A 23,732-nucleotide genomic window follows, 5' to 3' on the forward strand; every position below is an offset into this window, starting at 1 on the left:
ACAGACTTCAAGGAGTACACCATGGCTAAGATGCGCACCGTTGACGCGGCAGTCGCCATCCTGGAAAAGGAAGGCGCCACCGAGGCTTTCGGCCTGCCAGGCGCAGCGATCAACCCCTTCTATTCCGCAATGCGTGCCCACGGCGGCATCCGCCACACGCTGGCCCGCCACGTTGAAGGCGCCAGCCACATGGCTGACGGCTACAGCCGCGCTGCTGATGGCAACATCGGCATCTGCATCGGCACGTCGGGCCCCGCTGGCACGGACATGATCACCGGACTGTACGCAGCCCAGGCTGATTCCATCCCGATCCTCTGCATCACCGGCCAGGCACCCGTTGCCAAGCTGCACAAGGAAGACTTCCAGGCTGTGGACATCGAGTCCATCGCCAAGCCGTTGACCAAGTTCGCCATGACCATCCTGGAGCCGGGCCAGGTTCCCGGGGCGTTCCAGAAGGCGTTCCAGCTGATGCGCTCGGGTCGCCCGGGCCCGGTCCTGCTGGACCTGCCCATCGACGTCCAGATGGCCGAGATCGAGTTCGACATCGACGCCTACGAGCCCCTGCCGGTGGAGAAGCCCAAGGCTTCCCGCAAGCAGCTGGAAAAGGCACTGGACCTGTTGACCGCAGCCAAGCACCCGCTGATCGTTGCCGGTGGCGGCATCATCAACGCCGGCGCTTCCGCTCAGCTGGTTGAACTGGCCGAGATCCTGAACGTTCCCGTAATCCCCACGCTGATGGGCTGGGGCGCCATCCCGGACGACCACCAGCTGATGGCCGGCATGGTTGGCCTGCAGACCTCCCACCGCTATGGCAACGAGACCTTCCTGCAGAGCGACTTCGTGATTGGTATCGGCAACCGTTGGGCCAACCGTCACACCGGCGGCTTGGACACCTACACGGCCGGCCGTAAGTTCGTGCACATCGACATCGAGCCGACGCAGATCGGTCGCGTGTTCTCTCCGGACTTGGGCATTGCGTCCGACGCCGGTGCGGCGCTGGACGGTCTGTTGGAGCTGGCTCGCGAACGCCAGGCAGCTAAGACCCTGCCGGACTACTCGGGTTGGGTTGCCGAGTGCCAGGAGCGCAAGGGTTCCCTGCACCGCAAGACCAACTTCGACAACGTGCCCATCAAGCCGCAGCGTGTGTACCAGGAGATGAACAAGGCCTTCGGCCGCGACACCACCTACGTGTCCACCATTGGCCTGTCGCAGATCGCCGGCGCGCAGATGCTGCACGTGTTCGGCGCCCGCAAGTGGATCAACGCCGGCCAGGCCGGCCCGCTGGGTTGGACCGCTCCGGCAGCACTCGGCGTAGTGAGGGGTACCCCGGACGCCACCGTTGTTGCCCTGTCCGGTGACTACGACTTCCAGTTCATGATCGAGGAACTGGCCGTTGGCGCACAGTTCAACCTGCCGTACATCCACGTTGTGGTGAACAACAGCTACCTGGGCCTGATCCGTCAGAGCCAGCGCGGCTTCAACATGGAACAGAACGTTTCCCTGGCTTTCGAAAACATCAACAGCCCGGAGACAAATGGCTACGGCGTTGACCACATCAAGGTTGCTGAAGGCCTGGGCTGCAAGGCCATCCGCGTTGAGGACCCGAACGACCTGCCCGCCGCTTTCGACAAGGCCAAGGCATTGATGGGCGAGTTCAAGGTTCCCGTGGTGGTTGAAGTGATCCTGGAAAAGATCACCAACATCTCCATGGGCGTTGAGATCAACGGCGTGAACGAGTTCGAAGAGCTGGCAGAGACCGCGGCGGACGCACCCACCGCGATCCTGGCCAAAGCGTAAGTAAGTAAAGGAAGGAGGCACCGGAATGCGTGTTGTCATCGCCCCGGACAAATTCAAGGGCTCGCTGTCCGCGCCCGACGTCGCCGAGCACCTGGCAACAGGCCTGCTGGCAGGCTTCGGCCACGGCATTGAAGCAACACGCATTCCGGTGGCCGACGGCGGCGAAGGAACCATCGACGCCGCCATCGGCTCCGGCTTCACCCGCCGGACCACCACCGTCACCGGCCCGCTCGGCGAGCCTGTGAAGGCCGACTTCGCGGTGCGGGACCAGGAAGCTGTCATCGAAATGGCGGCAGCTTCCGGTCTCGCCCTCCTCCCGGACGGCCCGACGTCGCAGACGGCAAAGACAGCCACCAGCATAGGCACGGGCGAACTCATCCGGGCCGCGCTGGACCTCGGCTGCCGCAAGATCATCCTGGGTGTGGGCGGCAGCGCCAACACCGATGCCGGCGCGGGCGTCCTGCAGGGCCTCGGCGCCGTGTTCCTGGACAAAGACGGCAACGAGCTCCCCGGCGGCGGTGCCGCTCTCGCGGACATCGACGCAATCGACTTCTCCAACTTCGACGTCCGAGTCGAGGCAACGGAGTTCGTGTTGGCGTCCGACGTCGACAATCCCCTTCTGGGGGCCAGCGGAGCCCCAGCCATCTTCGGTCCGCAGAAGGGCGCGACGCCGGACGACGTCACCGAACTGGACGCCGCAGCAAGCCACTTCGTCGACGTCCTCGCAGCCACCACCGGACAACATGCCAAGTACGCCGCTAAGGCAGAAGGCGCTGGAGCCGCAGGCGGCGTTGGCTACATTGCCATCGCGGCACTGAAGGCCGAGCGGCGGCCGGGCATCGACGTCGTGCTTGAATTCACTGAACTCGAGCGCAGGCTCAAGGGCGCCGACCTGGTGATCACCGGAGAAGGCAGCCTGGACGAGCAAAGCCTGCTCGGCAAGACGCCCATGGGTGTCTCGCGGGCGGCACAAAGGGCCGGGGTTCCCGTGATCGCAGTGTGCGGCCGGAGTACCCTGAGCCGGGAACAACTCACGGATGCCGGCTTCCACACGGTCCACGCACTGACCGATCTGGAAAAAGATGTCCAAAAATGTATCGCTGAAGCAGGTCCGTTGCTTGAACAATTAGGTAAGCACATAGGCGTGTACCTGGCGGAACGGACCGAAAACAAGGAGTACCTCAATGTCTGAAGCAATCGGCGCCTATGACCTCGTTATCCGGGGCCAGCGCATCCTGACCACCGCCGGCCTCGCAGCCCGCGAAGTTGGCATCCGCGACGGCGTCATCGTCGCCATCGAACCCCTGGGCAACGGCCTGACGGGCAACGAGGTCATCGAACTCGCAGACGACGAAACCCTCATCCCCGGCCTGGTGGACACCCACGTCCACGTCAACGAGCCCGGCCGCACCGAGTGGGAAGGCTTCGCCTCCGCCACCCGTGCCGCAGCCGCCGGTGGCGTGACCACCATCATCGACATGCCGCTGAACAGCATCCCGCCCACCACCACCGTGGACGGCCTGGAGCAGAAGCGCGTGGTCGCCAAGGACCAGGCGTTCGTGGACGTCGGATTCTGGGGCGGTGCCATCCCCGGCAACAAGGCCGACCTCCGCCCGCTGCACGACGAAGGCGTGTTCGGCTTCAAGTGCTTCCTCCTTCACTCCGGCGTGGACGAATTCCCGCACCTGGACGCGGACGAGATGGAAGAGGACATGAAGGAACTCAAGTCCTTCGACTCCCTCATGATCGTCCACGCCGAGGACTCCCACGCGATCGACCGCGCCCCGCACCCGGGGGGCGACCACTACGAGACCTTCCTGGCTTCCCGTCCCCGCGGCGCCGAGAACAAGGCCATCGCCGAGGTCATCGAACGTGCCCGCTGGACCGGCGCCCGCGCCCACATCCTGCACCTCTCCTCCTCCGACGCGCTTCCCATGATCGCTTCGGCAAAGCGCGACGGCGTCAACCTCACCGTTGAGACCTGCCCGCACTACCTGACGCTCATGGCCGAAGAAATCCCCGACGGCGCCACGGCCTACAAGTGCTGCCCGCCCATCCGCGAGGCCTCCAACCGCGAGCTCCTCTGGAAGGGCCTGCAGGACGGCACCATCGACTGCATCGTCTCGGACCACTCCCCCTCCACACTGGACCTGAAGGACCTGGAAAACGGCGACTTCGCAGTGGCCTGGGGCGGCGTTTCCTCCCTCCAGCTGGGCCTGTCCCTGATCTGGACCGAAGCGCGCCACCGCGGCATCCCGCTGGAACAGGTCGTCTCGTGGATGGCTGAGAAGCCCGCCGCCCTGGCCCGCCTGCACAACAAGGGCCAGCTCGCCTTGGGCTACGACGCCGACTTCTCCATCTTCGCCCCGGACGAAGCCTTCGTCGTGGACGTCACCAAGCTCAAGCACAAGAACCCGATCACGCCGTACGACGGCCGTCCGCTCGCCGGCGTCGTCCGCAAGACCTACCTGCGCGGCACCCCGATCGACGGCCAGAACCCCGGCGGCAAGCTGCTCCGCCGCGGCAACGTTTAGGGTCCAGCGCCATGGCAGTCAATGCCTACGGGCCGCCCCCGTCGCGCGGTTCTTCCGCGCGGCGGCCCGGCTTGAACGCGCGCGGCCTGGCACTTTGGGTCAACCCGGCCGAGGGCGACGAGATCGATCCTGAGGTCTGGGAGCGGGCAGCACGACTGGTGCTGGCCCGCGCCATGAAACTTGCCCCGGAGGCGGAAGTCCGCATCTGGCCCGCCATCGGGGCACAGCACTCCGGCGTCGGCGACACTTCCTGGGGCGGCACTCCGCAGGAAGCCGCCGACGCCGGTACCACCGGCACACTCTCCCTCGCCGATGCCCTCGCCGAGGCCCGTTCCACGACAGGTTCCGACGGCGGCGACGGCGCCTCAGCGGGCGGCAGCACCGCCGTCGAGCCCGTAACGTTGGCGAGCCGCCGCAGCCAACTTGCGGTGGACCTCGCCGCTGAAGTAGTGCTGCTGGACGGCGAGCCCGTGGCCTTTACTGGCATGGAATACAAGCTGCTCCGCTACCTCGTGGTGAACTGCTCACGGGCCATCAGTCGTGAAGAATTGCAACGTTTCCTGGAGTCATTTGACCTTCCCGGCGCGGCATTTCGCTCGATCGACGTTTATGTTGGAAGGGTGCGGCGGAAGCTAGGCTCCGCCCGACACACCGTCGCCACCGTCCGTGGTGGCGGCTACCAGTTCGTGCCAGGGCCCTATGCCACAGTGCGCGGACCTGCGGAATACAGCATCTAACTTCGCTGTTCTGTCTTCTAGACAATCCGTTTTTTGAATGACCAATGCCGGCCGTTTGCCGGTGAAACGTAAAGGATCGCCATGACCCAGAAACTCCTCGTCGGAACGCAAGCACCTGACTTTGCGCTGCTCGACGCCGACGGCACCAAGGTCTCGCTGTCCGACTACCGCGGACGCAACGTGATTGTGTACTTCTACCCGAAAGCGGCCACCCCCGGCTGCACCACCGAGGCCTGCGACTTCCGCGACAACCTCGCCAGCCTGCAGGGCAACGGCTACGACGTCATCGGGATCTCCCCGGACGGCCCCGAGGCCCTCGCCAAGTTCACCGGCGAATTCGCACTGACCTTCCCGCTGCTCTCCGACGAAGACCACAAGGTTGCACTGGCCTACGGCGCCTGGGGCGAGAAGCTGGTGGACGGCGAAATCGTCGAAGGCCTGGTCCGCTCCACCGTTGTCCTCGACGGCGAAGGCACTGTGAAGCTCACCCAGTACCAGGTTTCTGCACAGGGCCACGTCCAGGCGCTCAAGGAAGAGCTGGGCGTCTAACCCTCGCTCACATCCCGCGTGCTTGAACCCGACGCTCGCTCACATCCCGCGTGCTTGAGCGAAACCCTCGGGCAGAAAACTGAACAAATCCTGTAACGCCCGCTCACCCATATGAGCGGGCGTTACATATGTCATGACTAAACGTGACAAATACCCAGCATCATTAGTTAATGGAGCCATGGTCTCAACCTCGCCCCCTCGCCATGCTGTCGTCGTCGAAGATGACGCCGACATCCGCGGCCTCCTCGTACTCGTCCTCGAGCAGCTCGACTTCGTGGTGACCGAGGCACCCGACGGTCTTTCCGGCGTCGAGGCCGTCCGCAGGACCAACGCCGAACTGGTGACCCTGGACATCAACCTCCCAGACATCGATGGCATGGAAGTGTGCCGCCGCCTCCGCGAATTCTCGGATGCCTACGTCCTGATGCTCACCGCCCGGGCCGACGAAATTGACCGCCTCAACGGCTTGGACACCGGCGCGGATGACTACATCAACAAGCCCTTCAGCCCCAAAGAACTCCAAGCCCGCATCCGTGCGCTGTTCCGTCGGGCCCGCACGCCCGCTGCTCCCGCCGAAGATCCGCGGCAAAGCGACGAACTCGAGCGCGCGGCGGTTGTGCAGCAAAGCCTCCTCCCTCGCGAAACAGTCCGGCTGGACGGATACGACGTCGCCGGCGCCTTCCGTCCGACGCGCAGCGTTGGCGGGGACTTCTACGACTGGTACCAGACCCGCGACGGGATGCACCTGACCTTCGCCGACGCCATGGGCAAGGGAATGGGCGCCGCCCTGATCGCAGCCACCGTCCGTGCCGTGATGCGGTCCGTCGCTGACACGCCCGCCATTGATGACGCCTTCGGTTCCGCCAGCCTCACCATCGCCGCCGACCTCGACCAGTCGGGCTCGTTCGCCACGATGTTCCACGCCCGCCTGGACAGCGCGTCCGGCAAGCTCAGCTATATCGACGCCGGCCACGGACTCGCGCTGCACATTCCGGCTGAGGGGGCGGCACAGAGGCTCATCTCCGCCGGTCCGCCCGTCGGCATCCTGGACGGACAGCACTGGCCGGCTTCGGAGCTGGACCTGGAGCCGGGAGATTCCCTGGTGATCGTCAGCGATGGTGTGCTGGACGCCCACGACTCCCTGGAGGACTTCCTGCGGAACGTCGAGAAAGCCGCGCGTACCGGGACTACCTCGGACGAAGTGTGCGCCGCCCTGCTGGAGCTGGCACCCGCGGCAACAGCCGAAGACGACGTGACCGCCGTCGTCGTCCGCCGCAGACCCGACGCTACGCACTAAAGCCACAAAAGGGGGGAATGTGACACGATTCTGGACTCGGTTGATCGTTGTCCTGACAGTGATTCTGGGCGTCAACTATGTGGCGTGGCGCTGGATGGCGTCGCTCAACTGGGAGGCGTGGTGGATCGCCGTCCCGCTGGTGATTGCGGAGACGTACAGCCTGATTGACGTGATGTTGTTCGGCCTGACGGTCTGGAACATCAAGTTCCGCAAACCGCCGCCCCCGGCCCCGGACACGGCCACAGTGGACGTCTTCATCACCACTTACAACGAACCCCTGGACCTCGTGCTGACCACAGCACTGGCCGCCAAGAAGATCACCTGGCCGCACAGCACCTGGATCCTCGACGACGGCGACCGGCCCGAGATGCGTCAACTCGCCGAATCGCACGGGATCGGCTACGTGACGCGCGGCGCGGACTGGACGCCCGACATGCCGCGGCACGCCAAAGCCGGCAACCTGAACAACGCGCTCATGATCACCTCGGGCGAGTACCTGTTGATCCTCGACGCCGACCAGATCCCCGAGCCGGACATCCTGGACAAGACGCTGGGCTACTTCAACGACGACCGCGTGGCCCTGGTCCAGACCCCGCAGTACTTCATCAACGTCCCCGCCGACGATCCCCTGGGCAGCCAAGCACCCCTGTTCTACGGCCCCATCCAGCAGGGCAAGGACGGCTGGAACGCCGCGTTCTTCTGCGGCTCCAACGCGATCCTGCGCAGGGAAGCGCTCATGCAGCTCGGCTTGGTGGGCTACGTGAAGGCCACGGAGAAGAGCGTCCGCCGCGCCCTCGCAGCGTCCCGGACCGCCATCAAGAAGGCTCGTCGCTCTGCTGAGGCTGAGAACCCGCTGGTGGAGCAGATGCTGAACGAGGTTGAGGCCGCCACGGAATCCGCCCAGAAGGAACTCGAAGCCGGAGCATCCCTGAGCGAGATCACCTACCGGGTCCGCCGCAAAGTGGACGACGCCGTCCGAACCCTCGTGGCCGCCGACTTCTCCGCGCTCCAATCCGACCTCGAAGAAATCGCCGCGATGGAACTTGCCCACGTCGGTGAGTCGGGCGTCACCACCGTGGCGAGTGACGCCGTCGACCGTATGTCAGGGCGCGACTGGTCTCCTCTGGGTGCGCTCGAGTCCGTCCACGCCGTCCTGGACGCCATCTCGGTGGAACGCACCGACGAAGCCCAGCCGATCATGCCCCTGGCCACCATCTCCGTCACCGAGGACATGGCCACCGCAATGCGCCTGCACGGCCTGGGCTGGAAGAGCGTGTACCACCACGAAATCCTCGCCAACGGGCTGGCGCCCGAGGACATCAAGACCATGCTGACCCAACGCCTCCGCTGGGCCCAAGGCACCATCCAGGTCCTGCTCCGCGAGAACCCCCTGGTGCAGCGTCGTCTGTCGTGGGGCCAACGGCTCATGTACTTCTCCACCATGTGGAGCTACCTCAGCGGATTCGCGGCCGTTATCTACTTCGCCGCTCCCATCATCTACCTGACGCTGGGCATCCTTCCAGTCAGCAGCTTGAGCTACGACTTCTTCATCCGCTTCATCCCGTTCATGGTGGTCAACCAGCTCCTGTTCCTGGTGGCCGGGCACGGGATTCCCACCTGGCGGGGGCAGCAATACAGCCTCGCGCTGTTCCCCACCTGGATCAAGGCCTGCACGACGGCGGCCCGCAACGTTTGGTTCGGCCGTCCCCTTGGGTTCGCGGTCACCCCCAAGGCGCGGCAGAGCGGCGGCCCGAGTTGGAGCCTCATCCGCCCGCAGATCATCGTGGCTGTGCTGCTGACTGTTGCGTTGATTGTCGGCCTAATCCGGTTGCTCGCCGGAATGTCCGAGCCTCTGGGGACACTGGTGAACGTGGCCTGGGTGGCGTTCGACCTCGTGGTCCTGAGCGTGCTGGTCAAGGCAGTTTTGTACAAGGGTTTTGTGCCTGAAAATGGGCCCGAGCATGGTGGGCCGGAACGCCCGGAGGAAAGGAAAGCAGATGCCGTTTAGCTATGAGGTCAAGGACTCCTACGCGGAGGTGAAGAGCGTGGGCCGGCTGAACATGGTGGCCGCGCCCAAGCTGCGTGAGGTAGTGAATGAGGTGGTGGCCGGCGGGTCCAGCCGCGTCGTGGTCAACCTGGCCGAAACGGACTTCATGGATTCCTCGGGCCTGGGGGCGCTCATTGGCTGCCTCAAAGCTGCACGCCAGGCCGGTGGTGACCTTCGGATCGCGGCCGTTCAACCGCAGGTCAAAATGGTCCTGGAACTGACCAACATGGATCGCGTCCTCACTGCCTACCCCACGGCCGAAGCCGCGTTCGGCGATGACTGACATACTCGCCCGGCGGGGATACCACGGGCCCTCCAACGAAGACGCCATCGAAGCCATCCACAACGAGCTCGACTCCCTGTGGGACGACGCCTCCTTTGTGCCCGACATGGACAGGATGACGTTCGCCACCGCCGTGATCGAAGCAGCGGCGAACATCGTCCAGCACGCGCTTCCCGTGGCTGAGAAGCCGGTGGAGATCGACGTCGACATCAGCGTCCGCCCGGCCCGACTCATTGCCCGGGTGAGTGCCTTTAATGCCCGGGAACCGTTCGCCGACGACATGCAGGCCTCGATGCCCGATGCGGAGGCAGAGTCCGGACGTGGGCTGGCGCTGATCGAAGCTTTGGTGACGACGGTGACGTTCGAGCGCCAGGACGGCACGAACACCTGGATCCTGACCCGCAACACCTGACCCTTGCTGACATCCCGGGTGCTTGGGCCGGACGCTTGCTCACATCCCAAGTGCTTCAACCGGACGCTTGCTCACATCCCAAGTGCTTCAACCCAACCCTTACTCACATCCCAAGTGCTTCAACCCAACCCTTACTCACATCCCAAGTGCTTCAACCGGACGCTTGCTCACAACCCAAGCGCTTCAACCCAACCCTTGCTCACAACCCAAGTGCTTGAACGCAACCCTCCGTCACAACCTCGGCTTTTGAGCCGCAACGCGTTTTCTTGACCCTTCGCCAAGCGCAACGCAGCGTGGAAGCGCTCGGAGGATCCGCCGTCGAGCGTTCCAGTGAACCGGGTGTCCAGGTAACCGCAGCACGGCCCGGAAGACGAGCAAGCGTCAGGACCAAACACGCGGAACGTGAGCAAGCGTCAGGACCAAACACGCGGGATGTGAGCAAGCGTCAGGACCAAACACGCGGGATGTGAGGAAGCGTCGATTTCAAGCACGCGGGATGTGAGCGAGCGTCAGGCCTTGGCGATCGCTTCCTTCAGCGCATTGAGCACCAGGGTCACCGAGGCACTGTTAGCGTTCGGGCCCATCATGCCGATGCGCCACACCGTATCCGCGAACTCCCCAACCCCCGAGCCGATCTCCATGCTGAAGTTCTCCAGGAGGTAGGCGCGGACGGCAGCCGAGTTGACGCCGTCGGGCACTTTGACCGTGGTGAGGCTCGGCAGGCGGGAGCCCTCGGCGGCAAACAGCTCGAGCCCCATTTCCTGCAGCCCGTCCTGCAAAGCGGCGCCCGCCGCCCGGTGCCGCGCCTGCACAACGTCCAGGCCCTCCGCCAGGATGCGGTCCAGTGCGGCTTCGAGGCCTGCGATCATCGTGACCGGCGCAGTGTGGTGGTACGTCCGGGCTCCGCTCGCCGCGCCAACGTAACCGCCGAGCAGGCCAATGTCGAGGTACCAGGAGCGCGGGTCCTTGACACGGCGTTCGAAGGCGCGGTCGGACACCGTGAACGGCGAGAGGCCCGGCGGAACGCCGAGGCACTTCTGGGTTCCGGCGTATCCGACGTCGATCCCCCAGTCGTCTGCCAACAGCTCCAGTCCGCCGATGGACGTGACGGCGTCGGTGATGAGCAGGGCGTCGCCCTTGCCCGCACCGAGGGCAGCGATGTCGGAGAGCACACCCACGGAGGTCTCAGCGTGGACGGCGGCGATGACCTTGGGATTGGGATGAGCTGAGAGAACGCGGTCGGCGTCCACAGGCTGGCCCCACTCGTGATCCACGCGAACAACCGTTGCCCCGCAGCGCCGGGCGACCTCGCACATGCGCACCCCGAATAGTCCGTTGACAGCGATGACTGCCACGTCGCCGTCGGTCACTGTGTTCACGAAGGCTGCTTCCATCCCGCCTGAACCGGTGGCACTCAACGGAAGAGTACGCGCGTTGGAGGTGCCCCAGACGGTTCGGAGTCCCTCGCAAGTGTGGTCGAGGCGCTCGATGAACACAGGGTCGAGATGACCCAGTACGGGGTACGCCAACGCGGCCATGGCTTCGGGGTAGCAATTGCTCGGGCCGGGACCGAACAGGAACCTGGACGTCAGAATGTCTGGCATGGCGAACTCCTTCAGCTGGTTGAGGTCATTCTGCCCCAGCATGCTGGGCGGAGCTAACCAAGCCCGCCGGCTTCTTGGCGTGCCGGACCCTGTCCGCACCCCACACCGCGAGCGCAAGCAATGCGAAGACCGCCCCGAGCACGCTGGCTCCAGCCCAGCCCCAGGCGTCAAACACCGGCGCTACAGCCGCAGCCCCAGCCGCGCTGCCTACTGAGTAGAACACCATGTAGCTCCCAATAATGCTGCTGGCTGACTCTTCAGCCCCGACCACGATCATGGTCTGGCTGCTGACGTGGACAGCCTGCACCGCAGCGTCCAGGACGATGATTCCGGCGATGAACCACAGCAGCGACCAACTTCCCATGGACAAGGCGAGCCATGAACCCAGGAGAGCAAAGAGGCTCACCCCAGTGACGCGCTGCCCCCAGCCCCTGTCTGCCGCAGCACCGGCTTTGGACGCCGCCAGTATCCCCACGAGCCCGGCCAGCCCGAAGAGCCCGATAGCACCCGGAGGCAGATTCCAGGCCGGACTGCCCAGGAGCAGCGACATACCGCTCCACAGCACGCCGAAGGACGCAAAGAGCAGCATGGTAATCAGGGCCCGGGTGCGGAATACGGGATTGTTCCGGGTCAGCACGACGACGGAGCAAACGGCCCGCCAGTAGCGCACCTCTCCCCGGTCGCGGTTGTCGGACGGCAGGGTACGGAAGACCGCGACGGCGAGGACCGCCCCAGCTCCGGCCGCGAGGACGTAGACCGAGCGCCAACCCCAGAGATCCGTCATGCCTCCCGCCACTGTCCGCGCCAGGATAATGCCACTCACGACGCCGGCAGTGACGGTTCCGATGTTTCCTCCCCTTTGCGCGGGGGTGCTTGAGGCGGCGGTGAACGCCACGATGGTCTGCACGACGGACGATGCCAGGCCCAGGAACATGAAGCCAACGAGAAGGGCAGCCGGGGAGGAAGCCAGGGCTACGGCCGTGGCTCCTGCCGAGGTGGCCCCGATCTGCAAGGCGATGAGTGCCCGGCGGTTCACCAGGTCGCCCAGCGGCACCACGAGGACCAGGCCGAGGAGATACCCGGCCTGGGCCGATGCCACCACCCAGCCCACGCCGGCAACAGGAATTCCCACATCCGCTCCGATGCGTTCAAGCAGGGGTTGTCCGTAGTAGAGGTTCGACACCATGAACCCGGCGACGACGGCGAGCAACAGCAAGTGACGACGGCCCAGTCCCGCCGGGGTGCTTGTCTGAATGCCGTTCCTCATAGAGCGCCTCCCGCTAGATGGTTTCAATATGCAACCATATGACCCTATGGCAGAATGGTTTCATGTTGCAACCAATCGACATGGACTGGACAGACCCCGAGTGCCCCGTCGCCAGGGCGGCTGACTTGGTAGGCGATAAGTGGACCTTGCTGATCATCCGGGACTCACTGGACGGCAAACGGCGGTTCTCGGAGTTCCAGAAGTCCCTGGGCGTGGCCAAGAACATCCTCTCGGACCGCCTGCGACTCCTGGTGGACAGGGGGATCCTCGCCCGGATTCCCAACGATCGAGGAACACGGAGTGAGTACGAACTCACAAGTGCCGGGCTCGACCTCTTCACGCTGATCCTCAGCCTCCGGCAATGGGGCGAGAGGAACGCCTTCGGCACCAACGAACGCCACTCCGTCTTGGTCACCCCGGCCACGGGTCAGACGGTGCCGCAGCTTCGCCCCCTGGGCCCGGACGGCAGCGAGCTCCAGCCCCGGGAGACGCTGGTGGTCAAAGTGGACCAGCCGGCACCGTGACGCGCCCCCAGCTTCCCCCGAATCCAAACTGCTAAGGTTACTCACCAATACCGAAGCCGCCACGATAGGGGACGCAAGTGACGACTGAAGGAAACGGGCCCGCAGAAAAGGGCATCCGGGGCGAGGTGCACCAGGACCGCTTCGTTGCCGGACAGGACCTGACGCGCTGGAAGTCCCCCGCCGGCCGGACGTTGGCCCGGGGCGCCGAATGGGTCACCGGACTCCTGGGCCCATATGCCGCACTCATCATCACCCTGGCGGTGGGCCTGGGCGTCACCCTGACGTTGGCCTGGGCGTTCGGCGAAGTGTATGAGTCAGTGACCGAAGCGGATGGGGTCGCAGGCTTCGACCACCCCGTTCTGGATGCTGCCAAGTCGGTCCGGTCCCCCGCTGTAGACGCGGCCATCACGGCCTACACAAATATCGGCGGCACTGTGGGCATGCCCATCATTGCCGTGGGCATCATGATCTTCCTGGCCACACGGCGCCGCTCATGGACGCCCGTCATCCTGATGCTCTCCGCTGGCTTGGGCTCCCTGGTGATCACCATCCTGGGCAAGCCGATCTTCGGCCGGACCCGCCCCGACCAAGCCGACGCAATTCCGCCCTATGAGCATTCAGCCTCCTTCCCCAGCGGACACTCCCTGAACTCGATCGTGATCGCAGGCATCGTGGCATACCTGATCATCCTGCGGCTCAACACCACGCGGGCACGGGTGGTCACGGTGGTCGTGGCGGCAGCCTTCGCCTTCACCATGGGCTTGAGCCGCGTCTATCTTGGCCATCACTGGCTGACCGACGTTCTGGCCGCGTGGGCCATCGGCATCGCCTGGTTGGCCTTGGTCATCACTGCGCATCGGCTCTACCTGACAGTGCGCACGCGGCGTCATCGCGAGGTAGTCTCTTGACACCGGGCGGGCCGCTCGGCTTAACTGAATTACGTATGCTGAAATAACAGTTCCATGATGCGGAAGCTTGAAGCACCAGACTTCCTCCCGATAAAGCGGGAGTTCCGCATAGCCCACACCATGGATGCCAGCATTTTGCACGAGGATGACAAGCATGGAGCTTGCAGTATTCAACACGGCTGACCGGGACGAGGCCATCAAGACCTTGACCCCCTGCCTGGACATCAGCCGCTGGGTGGAAACCATCGTTGACGCGCGCCCCTACGCCAACGTCGACGAACTCCTGGGACAGGCCCAGCGCGCCGCCGAGCCGTTCACCCCTGCCGAAGTGGAGTCAGCCATGGCCCACCACCCACGGATCGGTGAACGACCCAAGGCCCAAACCACCGAAGCCGCGATGTCGCGTTCGGAGCAGGCCGGTGTGGACCCGGGTGACAGCCAGACAACAGCAGCGCTGGCCGAAGGCAACCGCGCGTACGAGGAGAAGTTCGACAGGGTCTTCCTGATCCGTGCTGCAGGCCGCAGCGCACAGGAGATGCTCGCCGCCCTCCAGGAACGCCTCACCCACACCCCCGAAGAAGAAGACACAATCGTGGCCGGCCAGCTGCGGGAGATCGCACTGCTGCGGCTCTCCGGACTGATCAGCGAAGGAGTCAACGCATGAGCGTTTCACAAGTCACCACACACATTCTGGACACCGGTTCCGGCCGCCCGGCGACGGGTGTCGCCGTCGTGCTTTACGTCCGCGACGGCGACGACTGGACCTTGGTGGGCAAGGGCGAAACCGACGCCGACGGCCGGATCAAGAACCTGGGCCCCGAGCGGATTCCCGGTGGCGCCTACCGCCTGAACTTCGCCACAGGTGCCTACTACGAAGGTCTGGGCACGGAGACGTTCTTCCCGGAAGTGGACCTCCACTTCACAGTTTCCGACGCCGGCGAGCACTACCACGTGCCCCTGCTGCTGAGCCCGTTCGCGTTCTCGACGTACCGCGGCAGCTAACCCGCCCAGCCGATGTGACAGTTGATGCCAATGTTCCCCGCGAACATTGGCATCAACTGTCGCATCGGCGAGGAACGGTACGCTTGAAGACATGGCTTCAGAGGACACCACCCCCAACACCGCCCGCCGCGAAATCACCGTTCGCCGGGCACCCAAGTTCGTTCCCTTCATGATTTTGGGCGCGGTGGTGGGCGCGATCGTGGCCGCAATCATCGCCTACGGCCGCCCGGCCGACCCCGCCTTCGATGCCGGCACGGTCTTTGGCTTCTTCCTGATCGTCTGCGCCGGCGGCGGCGTCATCCTCTTCTCGGTCCTGGCCCTGATCCTGGACCGCGTCAGCGTCAAGCGCTCCGAGCGGGCCGTCGTCGAAGCCGTCCCGGATTCGGTTCCGGACGAAGGACCCGAGAACGACGACGTCCGCTAAGTCGGGCGCCCGGCCCGCCTCTTTTGAGGGGAGCCACTGTGAGACACACCGCATTTTCGGCCGGACACGCCTGATCTTTGCCCCTTCGCGGGGTCATATAGGAATCGGGGGAACGTACCACGGCCACAACATGAGACAATCGACCAGTGGCACGTGGCGACGGAAAACTTTCTCATGATCTTCTCCCCGGCGAAAAAGGCCCCCAGGACGCTTGTGGCGTCTTCGGGGTTTGGGCTCCCGGTGAAGAAGTAGCAAAACTCACCTATTACGGGCTGTATGCGCTGCAGCACCGCGGACAAGAATCGGCTGGTATTGCTACCAGTGACGGCAAGCGCATCAACGTCTACAAAGACATGGGCCTTGTGTCCCAGGTCTTCGACGAGACGACCCTCAACACCCTCACCGGGCACCTGGCCGTAGGCCACTGCCGGTACTCCACCACCGGTGCAAGCCACTGGGCCAACGCGCAGCCGACCCTCGGTGCGACGGCAACCGGTACGGTTGCCCTGGCCCACAACGGCAACCTGACCAACACCGCTGAGCTCCGGGAAATGATCCTTGAGCGCAACGACGGCCAGCTGACCGGTGAAATGAAGCAGGGCAACACCTCCGACACCGCACTGGTGACCGCTCTCCTTGAGGGCGAAGAGGGCAAGACCCTGGAGCAGACCGCACTGGAGCTGCTGCCCAAGATCAAGGGTGGTTTCTGCTTCGTCTTCATGGATGAAGGAACCCTCTACGCAGCCCGCGATACCTACGGCATCCGCCCGCTGTGCTTGGGCCGCCTGGAACGCGGCTGGGTTGTCGCTTCCGAGCAGGCCGGTCTGGCGACCGTTGGTGCGAGCTTTATCCGCGAGATCGAGCCCGGCGAATTCATCGCGATCGACGAGGACGGCGTCCGCTCCCAGCGTTTCGCCGAGGCAACCCCTGCCGGCTGTGTCTTCGAATACGTCTACCTCGCCCGCCCGGATGCTGCCATTGCCGGCCGCTCCGTGTACGAGGCCCGCGTTGAAATGGGTCGCCAGCTGGCCCGCGAAAACACGCACGAGGCTGACCTCGTGATCCCGGTTCCGGAGTCCGGTACCCCCGCCGCTGTTGGCTATGCCGAGCAGTCCGGGATCCCGTTCGCGCACGGCTTCGTCAAGAACGCCTACGTGGGCCGTACGTTCATCCAGCCTTCGCAGACCCTGCGCCAGCTCGGTATCCGGCTCAAGCTCAACGCTTTGGAATCCGTGATCCGCGGCAAGCGCATTGTGGTGGTGGATGACTCGATCGTCCGCGGCAACACCCAGCGCGCCATTGTACGCATGCTCCGTGAAGCCGGCGCCGCTGAGGTACACGTCAAGATTTCCTCTCCCCCGGTCCAGTGGCCCTGCTTCTACGGCATCGACTTCGCCTCCCGCGCGGAGCTCATCGCCAACGGCGCCACCATCGAGGAGATCTCCCAGGCCATCGGCGCTGACTCGCTGGCCTACATCTCCGAAGACGGCATGATCGGCGCCACCCAGCAGCCGCGCGAACGCCTCTGCACGGCATGCTTCACCGGCAAGTACCCGATCGAACTGCCGCACGCGGACAAGCTCGGCAAGAACCTGCTGGAACGGACCGATCTTGGCGGACTGGAACCGGCTGCCGAGGCCGATTCGGTGGACGCTTCCGAGGATCCGGCCGAGAAGCCGGGCGCGACAGGCTGCGATCCCGGGCCTGACGCCGAATTCGAGAATTTGCTGACCGACGCTGATCGTTTGACCGACGCCGACAAGAAAGAGTCTGTATGACCTCCGCAACCCCCGCCGCTGAGAACAACGCCGGCATCACCTACGCTTCGGCCGGTGTCGACGTCGAAGCGGGAGACCGCGCCGTCGAACTAATGAAGGACGCTGTCAAGGCGACACACAACTCGTCGGTGATTGGCGGCGTCGGCGGTTTTGCCGGCCTGTACGACGTCTCCAAGCTGCTCACCTTCAAGAAGCCGCTGCTGGCCACGTCCACGGACGGTGTCGGCACCAAGGTTGCCATCGCGCAGGCCATGGACATCCACGACACCATCGGTTTCGACCTCGTGGGCATGGTCGTGGACGATATCGTCGTTGTCGGTGCAGAACCGCTGTACATGACGGACTACATCGCCTGCGGCAAGGTTGTGCCCGAGCGCATCGCGGACATCGTCCGTGGCATCGCTGCTGCGTGCTCCGTGGCCGGTACCGCCCTGGTGGGTGGCGAAACCGCTGAGCACCCGGGCCTGCTGGGCGAGCACGAGTACGACGTCGCAGGTGCCGCCACCGGTGTCGTCGAGGCTGACGCGCTGCTCGGCCCGGACCGCGTCCGTGCCGGCGATGTCGTGATCGGCATGGCTTCCTCGGGCCTGCACTCCAACGGCTACTCCCTGGTCCGCCGCGTCATCAACCACGCCGGTTGGGCACTGGACCGCCAGGTTTCCGAGCTCGGCCGCACGCTGGGCGAAGAGCTCCTGGAGCCCACCCGCGTCTACGCAGCTGACTGCCTGGACCTGGCCCGCGCCTTCCCGGTGCACTCGGCCAACGCCGTTCACGGCTTTAGCCACGTCACCGGTGGTGGCCTCGCTGCCAACCTGGCACGCGTCCTCCCGCAGGGCCTCGTCGCCACGGTGGACCGCAACACCTGGGAACTCCCGGCCATCTTCAAGCTGGTCTCAGAGCTCGGCAACGTCCCGCTGGCCGACCTTGAGCGCACGCTGAACCTCGGTGTGGGCATGGTGGCCATCGTTTCCGCCGAAGCAGCAGACGCCGCCGTGGCCCGCCTGAACGACCGCGGCCTGCCGTCCTGGATCATGGGCACCGTTTCGGCTGACAGCGACTCGATCGACAAGACCGGCCCGGACTACGTCCAGGGTGCCAAGGGCGTCGACGGCGGCGCTGTCCGTTTGGTGAACGCCTACGCCTAAGCGGCAAATCGCCTTATAAAGGAGCGGCCGGGCAGTCTCAACTGCCCGGCCGCTCTTTTTATAGCCTGTGGGCTGTCACTGGCGACACCCATATTCGTTGGTGCCAAGGATCCGGACGGCCGACACCCACATCCGGGCAGCGTCAGTCCATGTCCGCGGCCTCAGTGAATATGCGCGTCATCAATGGCCACGGCCCGCTGTGCTTCACACCTGGATCAGGCTCAGCACACCGCCCTGCGGATCCTGGATGGTAGCGAGCGACCCCGCCTCCGGCCGGGCATCGGGTTCAACCAGCAGCTCTCCCCCGGCGGCAACAGCTGCATCGGCGGCTTTGCGGACATCGTCCACTCCGAAGTACACCTGCCATCCGGCTTCCTCGCCCTCTCCGGCAGGGACCACGCCAGCCACTTCCTCACCGTTCACCATCAGCGTGCGGTAGCTGCCGCCGTCGTCCTGGGGGTATTCGGTGACCTCGTATCCGAACAGCTGCTGGAGGAATCCGACGGCGGCCTGGGGCTCGTGCGTCAGGAGTTCAGCCCAGGCCAGCGCTCCGGGTTCGTTGTAGAGGTGGCTGCCGAGGTGCGTTCCGGCCTGCCAAATACCGGTGGTTCCGCCACCTGCGGCCTCGATGAACGCCAGTACCCCGGTATCCGCGACAGCCTCCGGCCCGAACTGGAGCTTCCCGCCGGCATGGGCAGCATCCTCGGCCACTTCCTCAGTGTCCGTGGCAGCGAGGTAGATGTTCCATTGGCCGCGGGTTCCGGCCGCTTCCTGCATGGAGTTCTGCGGAGCGATCACTGCCACCAACTGGTCCTTCACGAAGGCCTGGGAGTAACTGCGTCCATCGGGGGTGGGCAGGTCCTTGTACGTCCAGCCGAAAACGCGCTGGTAGAAATCCTTTGCCGCCGCGACGTCCCTGGTCTGCAGGTCCGCCCAACACGGCTCTCCGCTGGCGTAATGGTTTCGGGTGGTCATGGTGCCTGTGTACTCCTGCTTCCATCTGTGCGCGGCTCATTGGCCGACTCAGCTGCGGGATAGTTGACCCAACGCATGCTGCGCTGGAAACTCCAGCCTACGCAGAAAAGGGCCCCCAGGGTACGCCAATGAGCGGCGTGCCCTGAGGGCCCTTTTCAAAAGATGTACGGCATCCGGGGATGCGCGATGACCTTATGTACGACGGCGGTACGCAACTCAGTGCCAGCGGCACCTGTTGGTTGCGACAGCTATACGATACGGCGGGTGTCTACCTCGTCGTCATCATCTTCCGCGTACTTGTCCTCGTAGGCCGAATAGTCCGGCTCCGGGGGATCGTCGGGGAAGTGGCTCTTGACACGACTGGACGGACCCGTGAGCTCCCGCTCAAGTGCCGAATAGTCAGTGTTCGGGGAGTAGTACTTGATGTCCCGAGCCTGCTTGGTAGCTTTTGCCTTTTGACGGCCGCGCCCCATGGCGTGACCCCCTTTTGTACTTGGACCGGAGGTGGTCACCTTGGCTATCGGTGAGGCCCCGGAATGTTTGGTCAATTTGTCGTATGTCTAGATTACATGCTTTCAGGGGTGCCTGTGCGCCACTCCAACCCCGAGTCCGGGGCCAACACCGCCAAAACCAACGGCAGAGAACTCCAAGCCCGCCGAAAATTGGGTAGAGTCGGCCTCAATGCGGCTCCACAGCAGGAAAGGCACACCCCGGAATATGAGCCAGGACAACACCTCACCGCGTGATGGTTCGCCACACGATCAAGGCAAAGAGGGGTCATCCCCCACGCCCGAAACACCTCCCCCGGCTTCCGGTGAGCAGCCGCACTCGGCCCCACTGACGACACCATCAGGCCTCCAGCCGGATCCCGCACCCGAGCTTGATCCTGACTTCGTACCGAATCCGAGCGAGCAGCCGGACCCCGCGCTGCCACCGGAAAGCGGCGAGGCTACCGCAGCCACCGACGGCGACGCTCCCGACCCTGCTCACAGCGACGTTTCAGCGGCTGCTGAAGCGCCCACCGGCACGGACCCGCACTACCCGTGGCAGCAACCATATCCGCCCCAGCAGCCCACGGCGGGACAGCCCTACCAAACCCAGCCCTACCCAGGCCACGAGCCGGGCATGGGCCAGGAGTGGCAGCCCGAGCAGCACGGCGATCCGATCAAGCGTCAGCGCCTTGTCATTGGTGGAATCGTGCTCGGTGTCCTGGTCCTGATCGGGGTGGTGATCTGGGTCCTGCTTAACCTTCTCGGCACCCGCCCCGAAGCCTCCGTGGCAAGCCCCAGCGCGACGTCCACCCCCGGACCCCTTCCCCGCGACACGAACGCCAAGGATTTCCAGGTAGGCGACTGCTTCGCCAGCTTCGACCCCAAAGCCACTGAAGCCAGGGCCGTGGAGTGCGGAACAGAACACTCGGCCCAGCTCGGCGCAGTCTTCAGCTACGGAGCCGACGAGTCCTTCCCCGGCGCCACCGCTTTGCGGGACAAGGGCAGGGAAGTATGTAAAACAGTGAAGCTCAACAAAGCGGCCGCCAACTACATCCTGCTCCAGCAGAACGTGTACCCCAGCAGCACCAGCTGGGATAGGGGCGACCGCCGCGTTGATTGCTTCATCGTGGTGGACTCCGGCAACACCATCAAGGAAAACCTCCTCGACAAGTAGCGCCGGACGGCCTTACTTCCTGCGGACGGTGAGGCCCGTGCCTGCGGGGGCACCGCCGTCGGGGTTTGAGAGCGCCTCAAAACCCTCGATGGTGAGTTCGTCCACATCAGCCGCGGTATCGACCAGTACGGTGTCGCCGTCGCTGATCTCCCCTGCCAGGATCTCCTTGGCCAGGCGGTCACCGATCTCGCGCTGGACCAGGCGACGCAGCGGCCGGGCGCCGTACGCGGGATCGTAGCCGGACATCGCGAGCCAGGCGCGGGCGCCGTCGGTCACCTCGAGGCTGAGGCGGCGATCGCGGAGACGGTTGCCCAGCTCGGCCACATGCAGCTCGACGATCCTTGCGAGTTCCTCAACGGACAGCGGATCGAACAGCACGATCTCGTCCAGGCGGTTCAGGAACTCCGGCTTGAAGGATGCCTGGACCACGGCCATGACGGCGTCGCGCTTGGCTTTGGCGTCCAGCGACGGGTCCACCAGGAACTGGCTTCCCGAGTTGGACGTCAGCACCAGGATGGTGTTGCGGAAGTCCACGGTGCGGCCCTGGCCATCGGTGAGGCGACCGTCGTCGAGAACCTGCAGGAGGATGTCGAAGACCTCGGGGTGGGCCTTTTCGACTTCGTCCAACAGAACCACGGAATACGGGCGGCGACGCACGGCCTCGGTGAGCTGGCCGCCTTCTTCGTAGCCAACGTATCCCGGAGGGGCACCGACCAGGCGGGCCACGGCGTGCTTCTCGCTGTACTCGGACATGTCGATCCGGATCATGGCGCGTTCGTCGTCGAAGAGGAAGCCGGCCAAGGCTTTGGCCAGCTCCGTCTTACCGACGCCGGTGGGACCCAGGAACAGGAACGAACCGGTGGGGCGGTTGGGGTCGCTGATGCCGGCACGGGCACGCCGCACAGCATCGGAAACGGCCTGCACTGCCTTGCTCTGTCCGATGAGCCGCTTGCCCAGCTCTTCTTCCATGTGGAGCAGCTTCTGGGACTCGCCTTGGAGCATGCGGCCGGCGGGGATACCTGTCCAGGCCGAAATGACCTCGGCAATGTCGTCGGCGGTGACATCTTCCGCCACCATCAGCTCGGGCTTCGAACCGCCGCGGGCAGACTCTTCCTCGGCTGCGGCGCTCAACTCACGTTCCAGTGCGGGCAGTTCGCCGTACAGGATCCGCGACGCCGATTCGAGGTCGCCTTCGCGTTGGTGCTTGTCGGCGGCCGAACGCAGCTCGTCGATCTTGGCCTTCAGGTCACCCACGCGGTTCAGCCCGGCCTTCTCAGCCTCCCAACGGGCGTTGAGCGCGTTGAGTTCTTCCTTCTTGTCCGCCATGTCGGCGCGGATTGCGGCGAGCCGCTCGACGGAGGCGGGGTCGGTCTCGTTCTGGAGCGCCAGTTCCTCCATGGTCAAACGGTCGACGGCGCGGCGGAGCTGGTCGATCTCTTCCGGGGCGGAATCGATCTCCATGCGGAGCCGGGACGCAGCCTCGTCCACGAGGTCGATGGCTTTGTCAGGCAGCTGCCGACCCGAAATGTAGCGGTTGGACAGCGTGGCCGCAGCAACCAGGGCTGAGTCTGCGATGGCGACCTTGTGGTGTGCCTCGTAGCGTTCCTTGAGGCCGCGGAGAATGCCGATGGTGTCCTCGACGCTGGGCTCGCCCACGTAAACCTGCTGGAAGCGGCGTTCCAGGGCCGGGTCCTTCTCGATGTTCTCGCGGTACTCGTCAAGGGTGGTGGCACCGATGAGCCGCAGTTCGCCGCGGGCCAGCATGGGCTTGAGCATGTTGCCGGCATCCATGGCGCTTTCGCCGGTGGCTCCGGCGCCCACTACTGTGTGGATTTCGTCGATGAACGTGACGATCTGCCCGTTGCTGTTCTTGATCTCCTCGAGCACAGCCTTGAGCCGTTCCTCGAATTCGCCGCGATACTTGGCACCGGCCACCATGGAGGCGAGGTCCAGGGCGATGAGGGTCTTGCCGCGCAGGCTCTCAGGGACGTCGCCGGCCACCATGCGCTGGGCGAGGCCCTCGACGACGGCGGTCTTGCCGACGCCGGGCTCACCGATCAGCACCGGGTTGTTCTTGGTGCGGCGGCTCAGCACCTGAACCACGCGCCGGATCTCGCTGTCGCGCCCGATGACGGGGTCCAGCTTGCCCGACCGGGCCACGGCTGTCAGGTCCGTGCCGAACTTCTCCAAGGCCTGGAAGGTGTTTTCGGGATCCGGGGAGTCGACCTTCCGGTCACCCCGGACACCGGGCAGGGCGGCGAGCAGCGCCTCATGGGAGGCACCGGCGTCGCGCATTAACTTCCCGACGGCGTCACTTCCGGCGGAGAGCCCCAGCAGCAGGTGCTCGGTGGAGACGAAGGAATCGCCGAGTTTGTCGGCCTCGTTCTGTGCTGCCTGGATGGCCTGCATGGACTGGCGGGACAGCTGTGCCTGCTGCACCGAGGTGCCCGACGACGACGGCAGTGCCTTGATGGCCGAGCTCGCCTGCACGCTCACCGCATCAGGATCAGCGCCAGTGGCACGCAGAAGAGCCACGGCAACACCCTCCCGCTGGTCCATGAGGGCTTTGAGCAGGTGCGCCGGCTCCAGCTGGGGGTTCCCGGCCGTTGAGGCGTTCATGGCGGCCGCAGAAAGGGCCTCCTGGCTTTTGGTAGTGAATTTGACGTCCAAAGAGTGCTCCCTTTCTGGAGTGTGACCAATACTTTCAAAGTTGAGTCTACTACGCTCAAGTTTGATTTCGTGGTCATTGCTTCCATGTTTGCCCACGGCGAAACCAGTGTCCAT

22 protein-coding genes are annotated in these 23,732 nt (G+C 64.8%); 17 read left to right on the forward strand and 5 right to left on the reverse strand.

All coding sequences use genetic code 11. The features are described 5' to 3' along the window. Positions 1-21 precede the first annotated feature (21 nt). From gcl to PV760_RS07495, 9 genes are all read left to right on the forward strand, one after another. Positions 22-1,797 (forward strand): glyoxylate carboligase, encoded by a 1,776-nt coding sequence (gcl, locus tag PV760_RS07455; protein ID WP_039242967.1) that lies wholly within the window; start codon positions 22-24, stop codon positions 1,795-1,797. A 25-nt stretch (positions 1,798-1,822) separates the two neighbouring features. Next, the gene (locus PV760_RS07460; protein ID WP_354627474.1) at positions 1,823-2,989 is read left to right on the forward strand and encodes a glycerate kinase; all 1,167 of its coding nucleotides are present in this window, start codon (positions 1,823-1,825) and stop codon (positions 2,987-2,989) included. Continuing rightward, positions 2,982-4,331, forward strand: coding sequence for an allantoinase AllB (gene allB / locus PV760_RS07465; protein WP_018778733.1), 1,350 nt, complete (start codon positions 2,982-2,984; stop codon positions 4,329-4,331). Before PV760_RS07460 ends, allB begins: the two co-directional genes overlap by 8 nt. An 11-nt stretch (positions 4,332-4,342) precedes the next feature. Further along, positions 4,343-5,068: a winged helix-turn-helix domain-containing protein gene (locus tag PV760_RS07470; protein ID WP_039242970.1), complete on the forward strand. Its 726-nt coding sequence runs from the start codon at positions 4,343-4,345 to the stop codon at positions 5,066-5,068. Between the two features lie 81 nt (positions 5,069-5,149). Beyond that, complete coding sequence (gene bcp, locus PV760_RS07475; RefSeq protein ID WP_018778731.1) at positions 5,150-5,617, forward strand: thioredoxin-dependent thiol peroxidase; 468 nt, start codon at positions 5,150-5,152, stop codon at positions 5,615-5,617. A 178-nt stretch (positions 5,618-5,795) separates the two neighbouring features. Then, on the forward strand, positions 5,796-6,914 hold the full coding sequence (locus PV760_RS07480; protein WP_110505498.1) for a PP2C family protein-serine/threonine phosphatase: 1,119 nt from the start codon (positions 5,796-5,798) through the stop codon (positions 6,912-6,914). A gap of 19 nt (positions 6,915-6,933) precedes the next feature. Further along, positions 6,934-8,922: a glycosyltransferase family 2 protein gene (locus PV760_RS07485; protein WP_039242973.1), complete on the forward strand. Its 1,989-nt coding sequence runs from the start codon at positions 6,934-6,936 to the stop codon at positions 8,920-8,922. After that, positions 8,912-9,244 (forward strand): STAS domain-containing protein, encoded by a 333-nt coding sequence (locus PV760_RS07490; protein ID WP_018778728.1) that lies wholly within the window; start codon positions 8,912-8,914, stop codon positions 9,242-9,244. The genes PV760_RS07485 and PV760_RS07490 overlap by 11 nt, the downstream gene beginning before the upstream one ends. After that, positions 9,237-9,656 (forward strand): ATP-binding protein, encoded by a 420-nt coding sequence (locus PV760_RS07495; RefSeq protein ID WP_039242974.1) that lies wholly within the window; start codon positions 9,237-9,239, stop codon positions 9,654-9,656. The genes PV760_RS07490 and PV760_RS07495 overlap by 8 nt, the downstream gene beginning before the upstream one ends. Positions 9,657-10,165: 509 nt before the next feature. Here the strand turns inward: PV760_RS07495 and PV760_RS07500 are convergent. Both PV760_RS07500 and PV760_RS07505 read right to left on the reverse strand, forming a co-directional pair. Next, a complete protein-coding gene (locus tag PV760_RS07500) occupies positions 10,166-11,260 on the reverse strand; it encodes a pyridoxal-phosphate-dependent aminotransferase family protein (protein ID WP_354627475.1) in 1,095 nt (364 codons plus the stop codon). Between the two features lie 25 nt (positions 11,261-11,285). After that, on the reverse strand, positions 11,286-12,527 hold the full coding sequence (locus PV760_RS07505) for an MFS transporter (RefSeq protein ID WP_354627476.1): 1,242 nt from the start codon (positions 12,525-12,527) through the stop codon (positions 11,286-11,288). Positions 12,528-12,589: 62 nt separating this feature from the next. On the opposite strand from PV760_RS07505, the gene PV760_RS07510 reads away from it, so the two are divergent. From PV760_RS07510 to purM, 7 genes are all read left to right on the forward strand, one after another. Beyond that, positions 12,590-13,051 carry a winged helix-turn-helix transcriptional regulator gene (locus tag PV760_RS07510; protein ID WP_354627477.1) on the forward strand — a complete coding sequence of 154 codons (462 nt, stop codon included), beginning with the start codon at positions 12,590-12,592 and terminating at the stop codon, positions 13,049-13,051. A 77-nt stretch (positions 13,052-13,128) separates the two neighbouring features. Further along, positions 13,129-13,959, forward strand: a complete 831-nt coding sequence (locus PV760_RS07515; RefSeq protein WP_354627478.1) for a phosphatase PAP2 family protein — start codon at positions 13,129-13,131, stop codon at positions 13,957-13,959. Between the two features lie 154 nt (positions 13,960-14,113). Then, the gene (gene uraD, locus PV760_RS07520) at positions 14,114-14,623 is read left to right on the forward strand and encodes a 2-oxo-4-hydroxy-4-carboxy-5-ureidoimidazoline decarboxylase (protein WP_018778722.1); all 510 of its coding nucleotides are present in this window, start codon (positions 14,114-14,116) and stop codon (positions 14,621-14,623) included. Then, positions 14,620-14,961, forward strand: a complete 342-nt coding sequence (gene uraH, locus PV760_RS07525) for a hydroxyisourate hydrolase (protein ID WP_018778721.1) — start codon at positions 14,620-14,622, stop codon at positions 14,959-14,961. The genes uraD and uraH overlap by 4 nt, the downstream gene beginning before the upstream one ends. A 91-nt stretch (positions 14,962-15,052) precedes the next feature. Continuing rightward, positions 15,053-15,385, forward strand: a complete 333-nt coding sequence (locus PV760_RS07530) for a hypothetical protein (RefSeq protein ID WP_039242993.1) — start codon at positions 15,053-15,055, stop codon at positions 15,383-15,385. 146 nt (positions 15,386-15,531) lie between these two features. Then, positions 15,532-17,163, forward strand: coding sequence for an amidophosphoribosyltransferase (gene purF, locus PV760_RS07535; protein WP_055972604.1), 1,632 nt, complete (start codon positions 15,532-15,534; stop codon positions 17,161-17,163). Next, positions 17,160-18,308, forward strand: coding sequence for a phosphoribosylformylglycinamidine cyclo-ligase (gene purM, locus PV760_RS07540; protein WP_055972608.1), 1,149 nt, complete (start codon positions 17,160-17,162; stop codon positions 18,306-18,308). The genes purF and purM overlap by 4 nt, the downstream gene beginning before the upstream one ends. Before the next feature lie 204 nt (positions 18,309-18,512). On the opposite strand, the gene PV760_RS07545 is transcribed toward purM, so the two are convergent. Both PV760_RS07545 and PV760_RS07550 read right to left on the reverse strand, forming a co-directional pair. Then, positions 18,513-19,283: a VOC family protein gene (locus PV760_RS07545; protein ID WP_354627479.1), complete on the reverse strand. Its 771-nt coding sequence runs from the start codon at positions 19,281-19,283 to the stop codon at positions 18,513-18,515. Between the two features lie 248 nt (positions 19,284-19,531). Continuing rightward, complete coding sequence (locus PV760_RS07550; RefSeq protein WP_018778327.1) at positions 19,532-19,756, reverse strand: DUF3073 domain-containing protein; 225 nt, start codon at positions 19,754-19,756, stop codon at positions 19,532-19,534. 244 nt (positions 19,757-20,000) lie between these two features. Here PV760_RS07550 and PV760_RS07555 point away from each other — a divergent pair, with 244 nt between their 5' ends. Next, the gene (locus PV760_RS07555; protein ID WP_354627480.1) at positions 20,001-20,948 is read left to right on the forward strand and encodes a septum formation family protein; all 948 of its coding nucleotides are present in this window, start codon (positions 20,001-20,003) and stop codon (positions 20,946-20,948) included. Between the two features lie 12 nt (positions 20,949-20,960). Here PV760_RS07555 and clpB read toward each other — a convergent pair whose 3' ends face one another. After that, positions 20,961-23,618: an ATP-dependent chaperone ClpB gene (gene clpB / locus PV760_RS07560; protein ID WP_354627481.1), complete on the reverse strand. Its 2,658-nt coding sequence runs from the start codon at positions 23,616-23,618 to the stop codon at positions 20,961-20,963. Positions 23,619-23,732: the final 114 nt, after the last annotated feature.

The organism is Paenarthrobacter sp. CC6, assembly GCF_040560085.1.
Lineage (GTDB): Bacteria > Actinomycetota > Actinomycetes > Actinomycetales > Micrococcaceae > Arthrobacter > Arthrobacter nicotinovorans.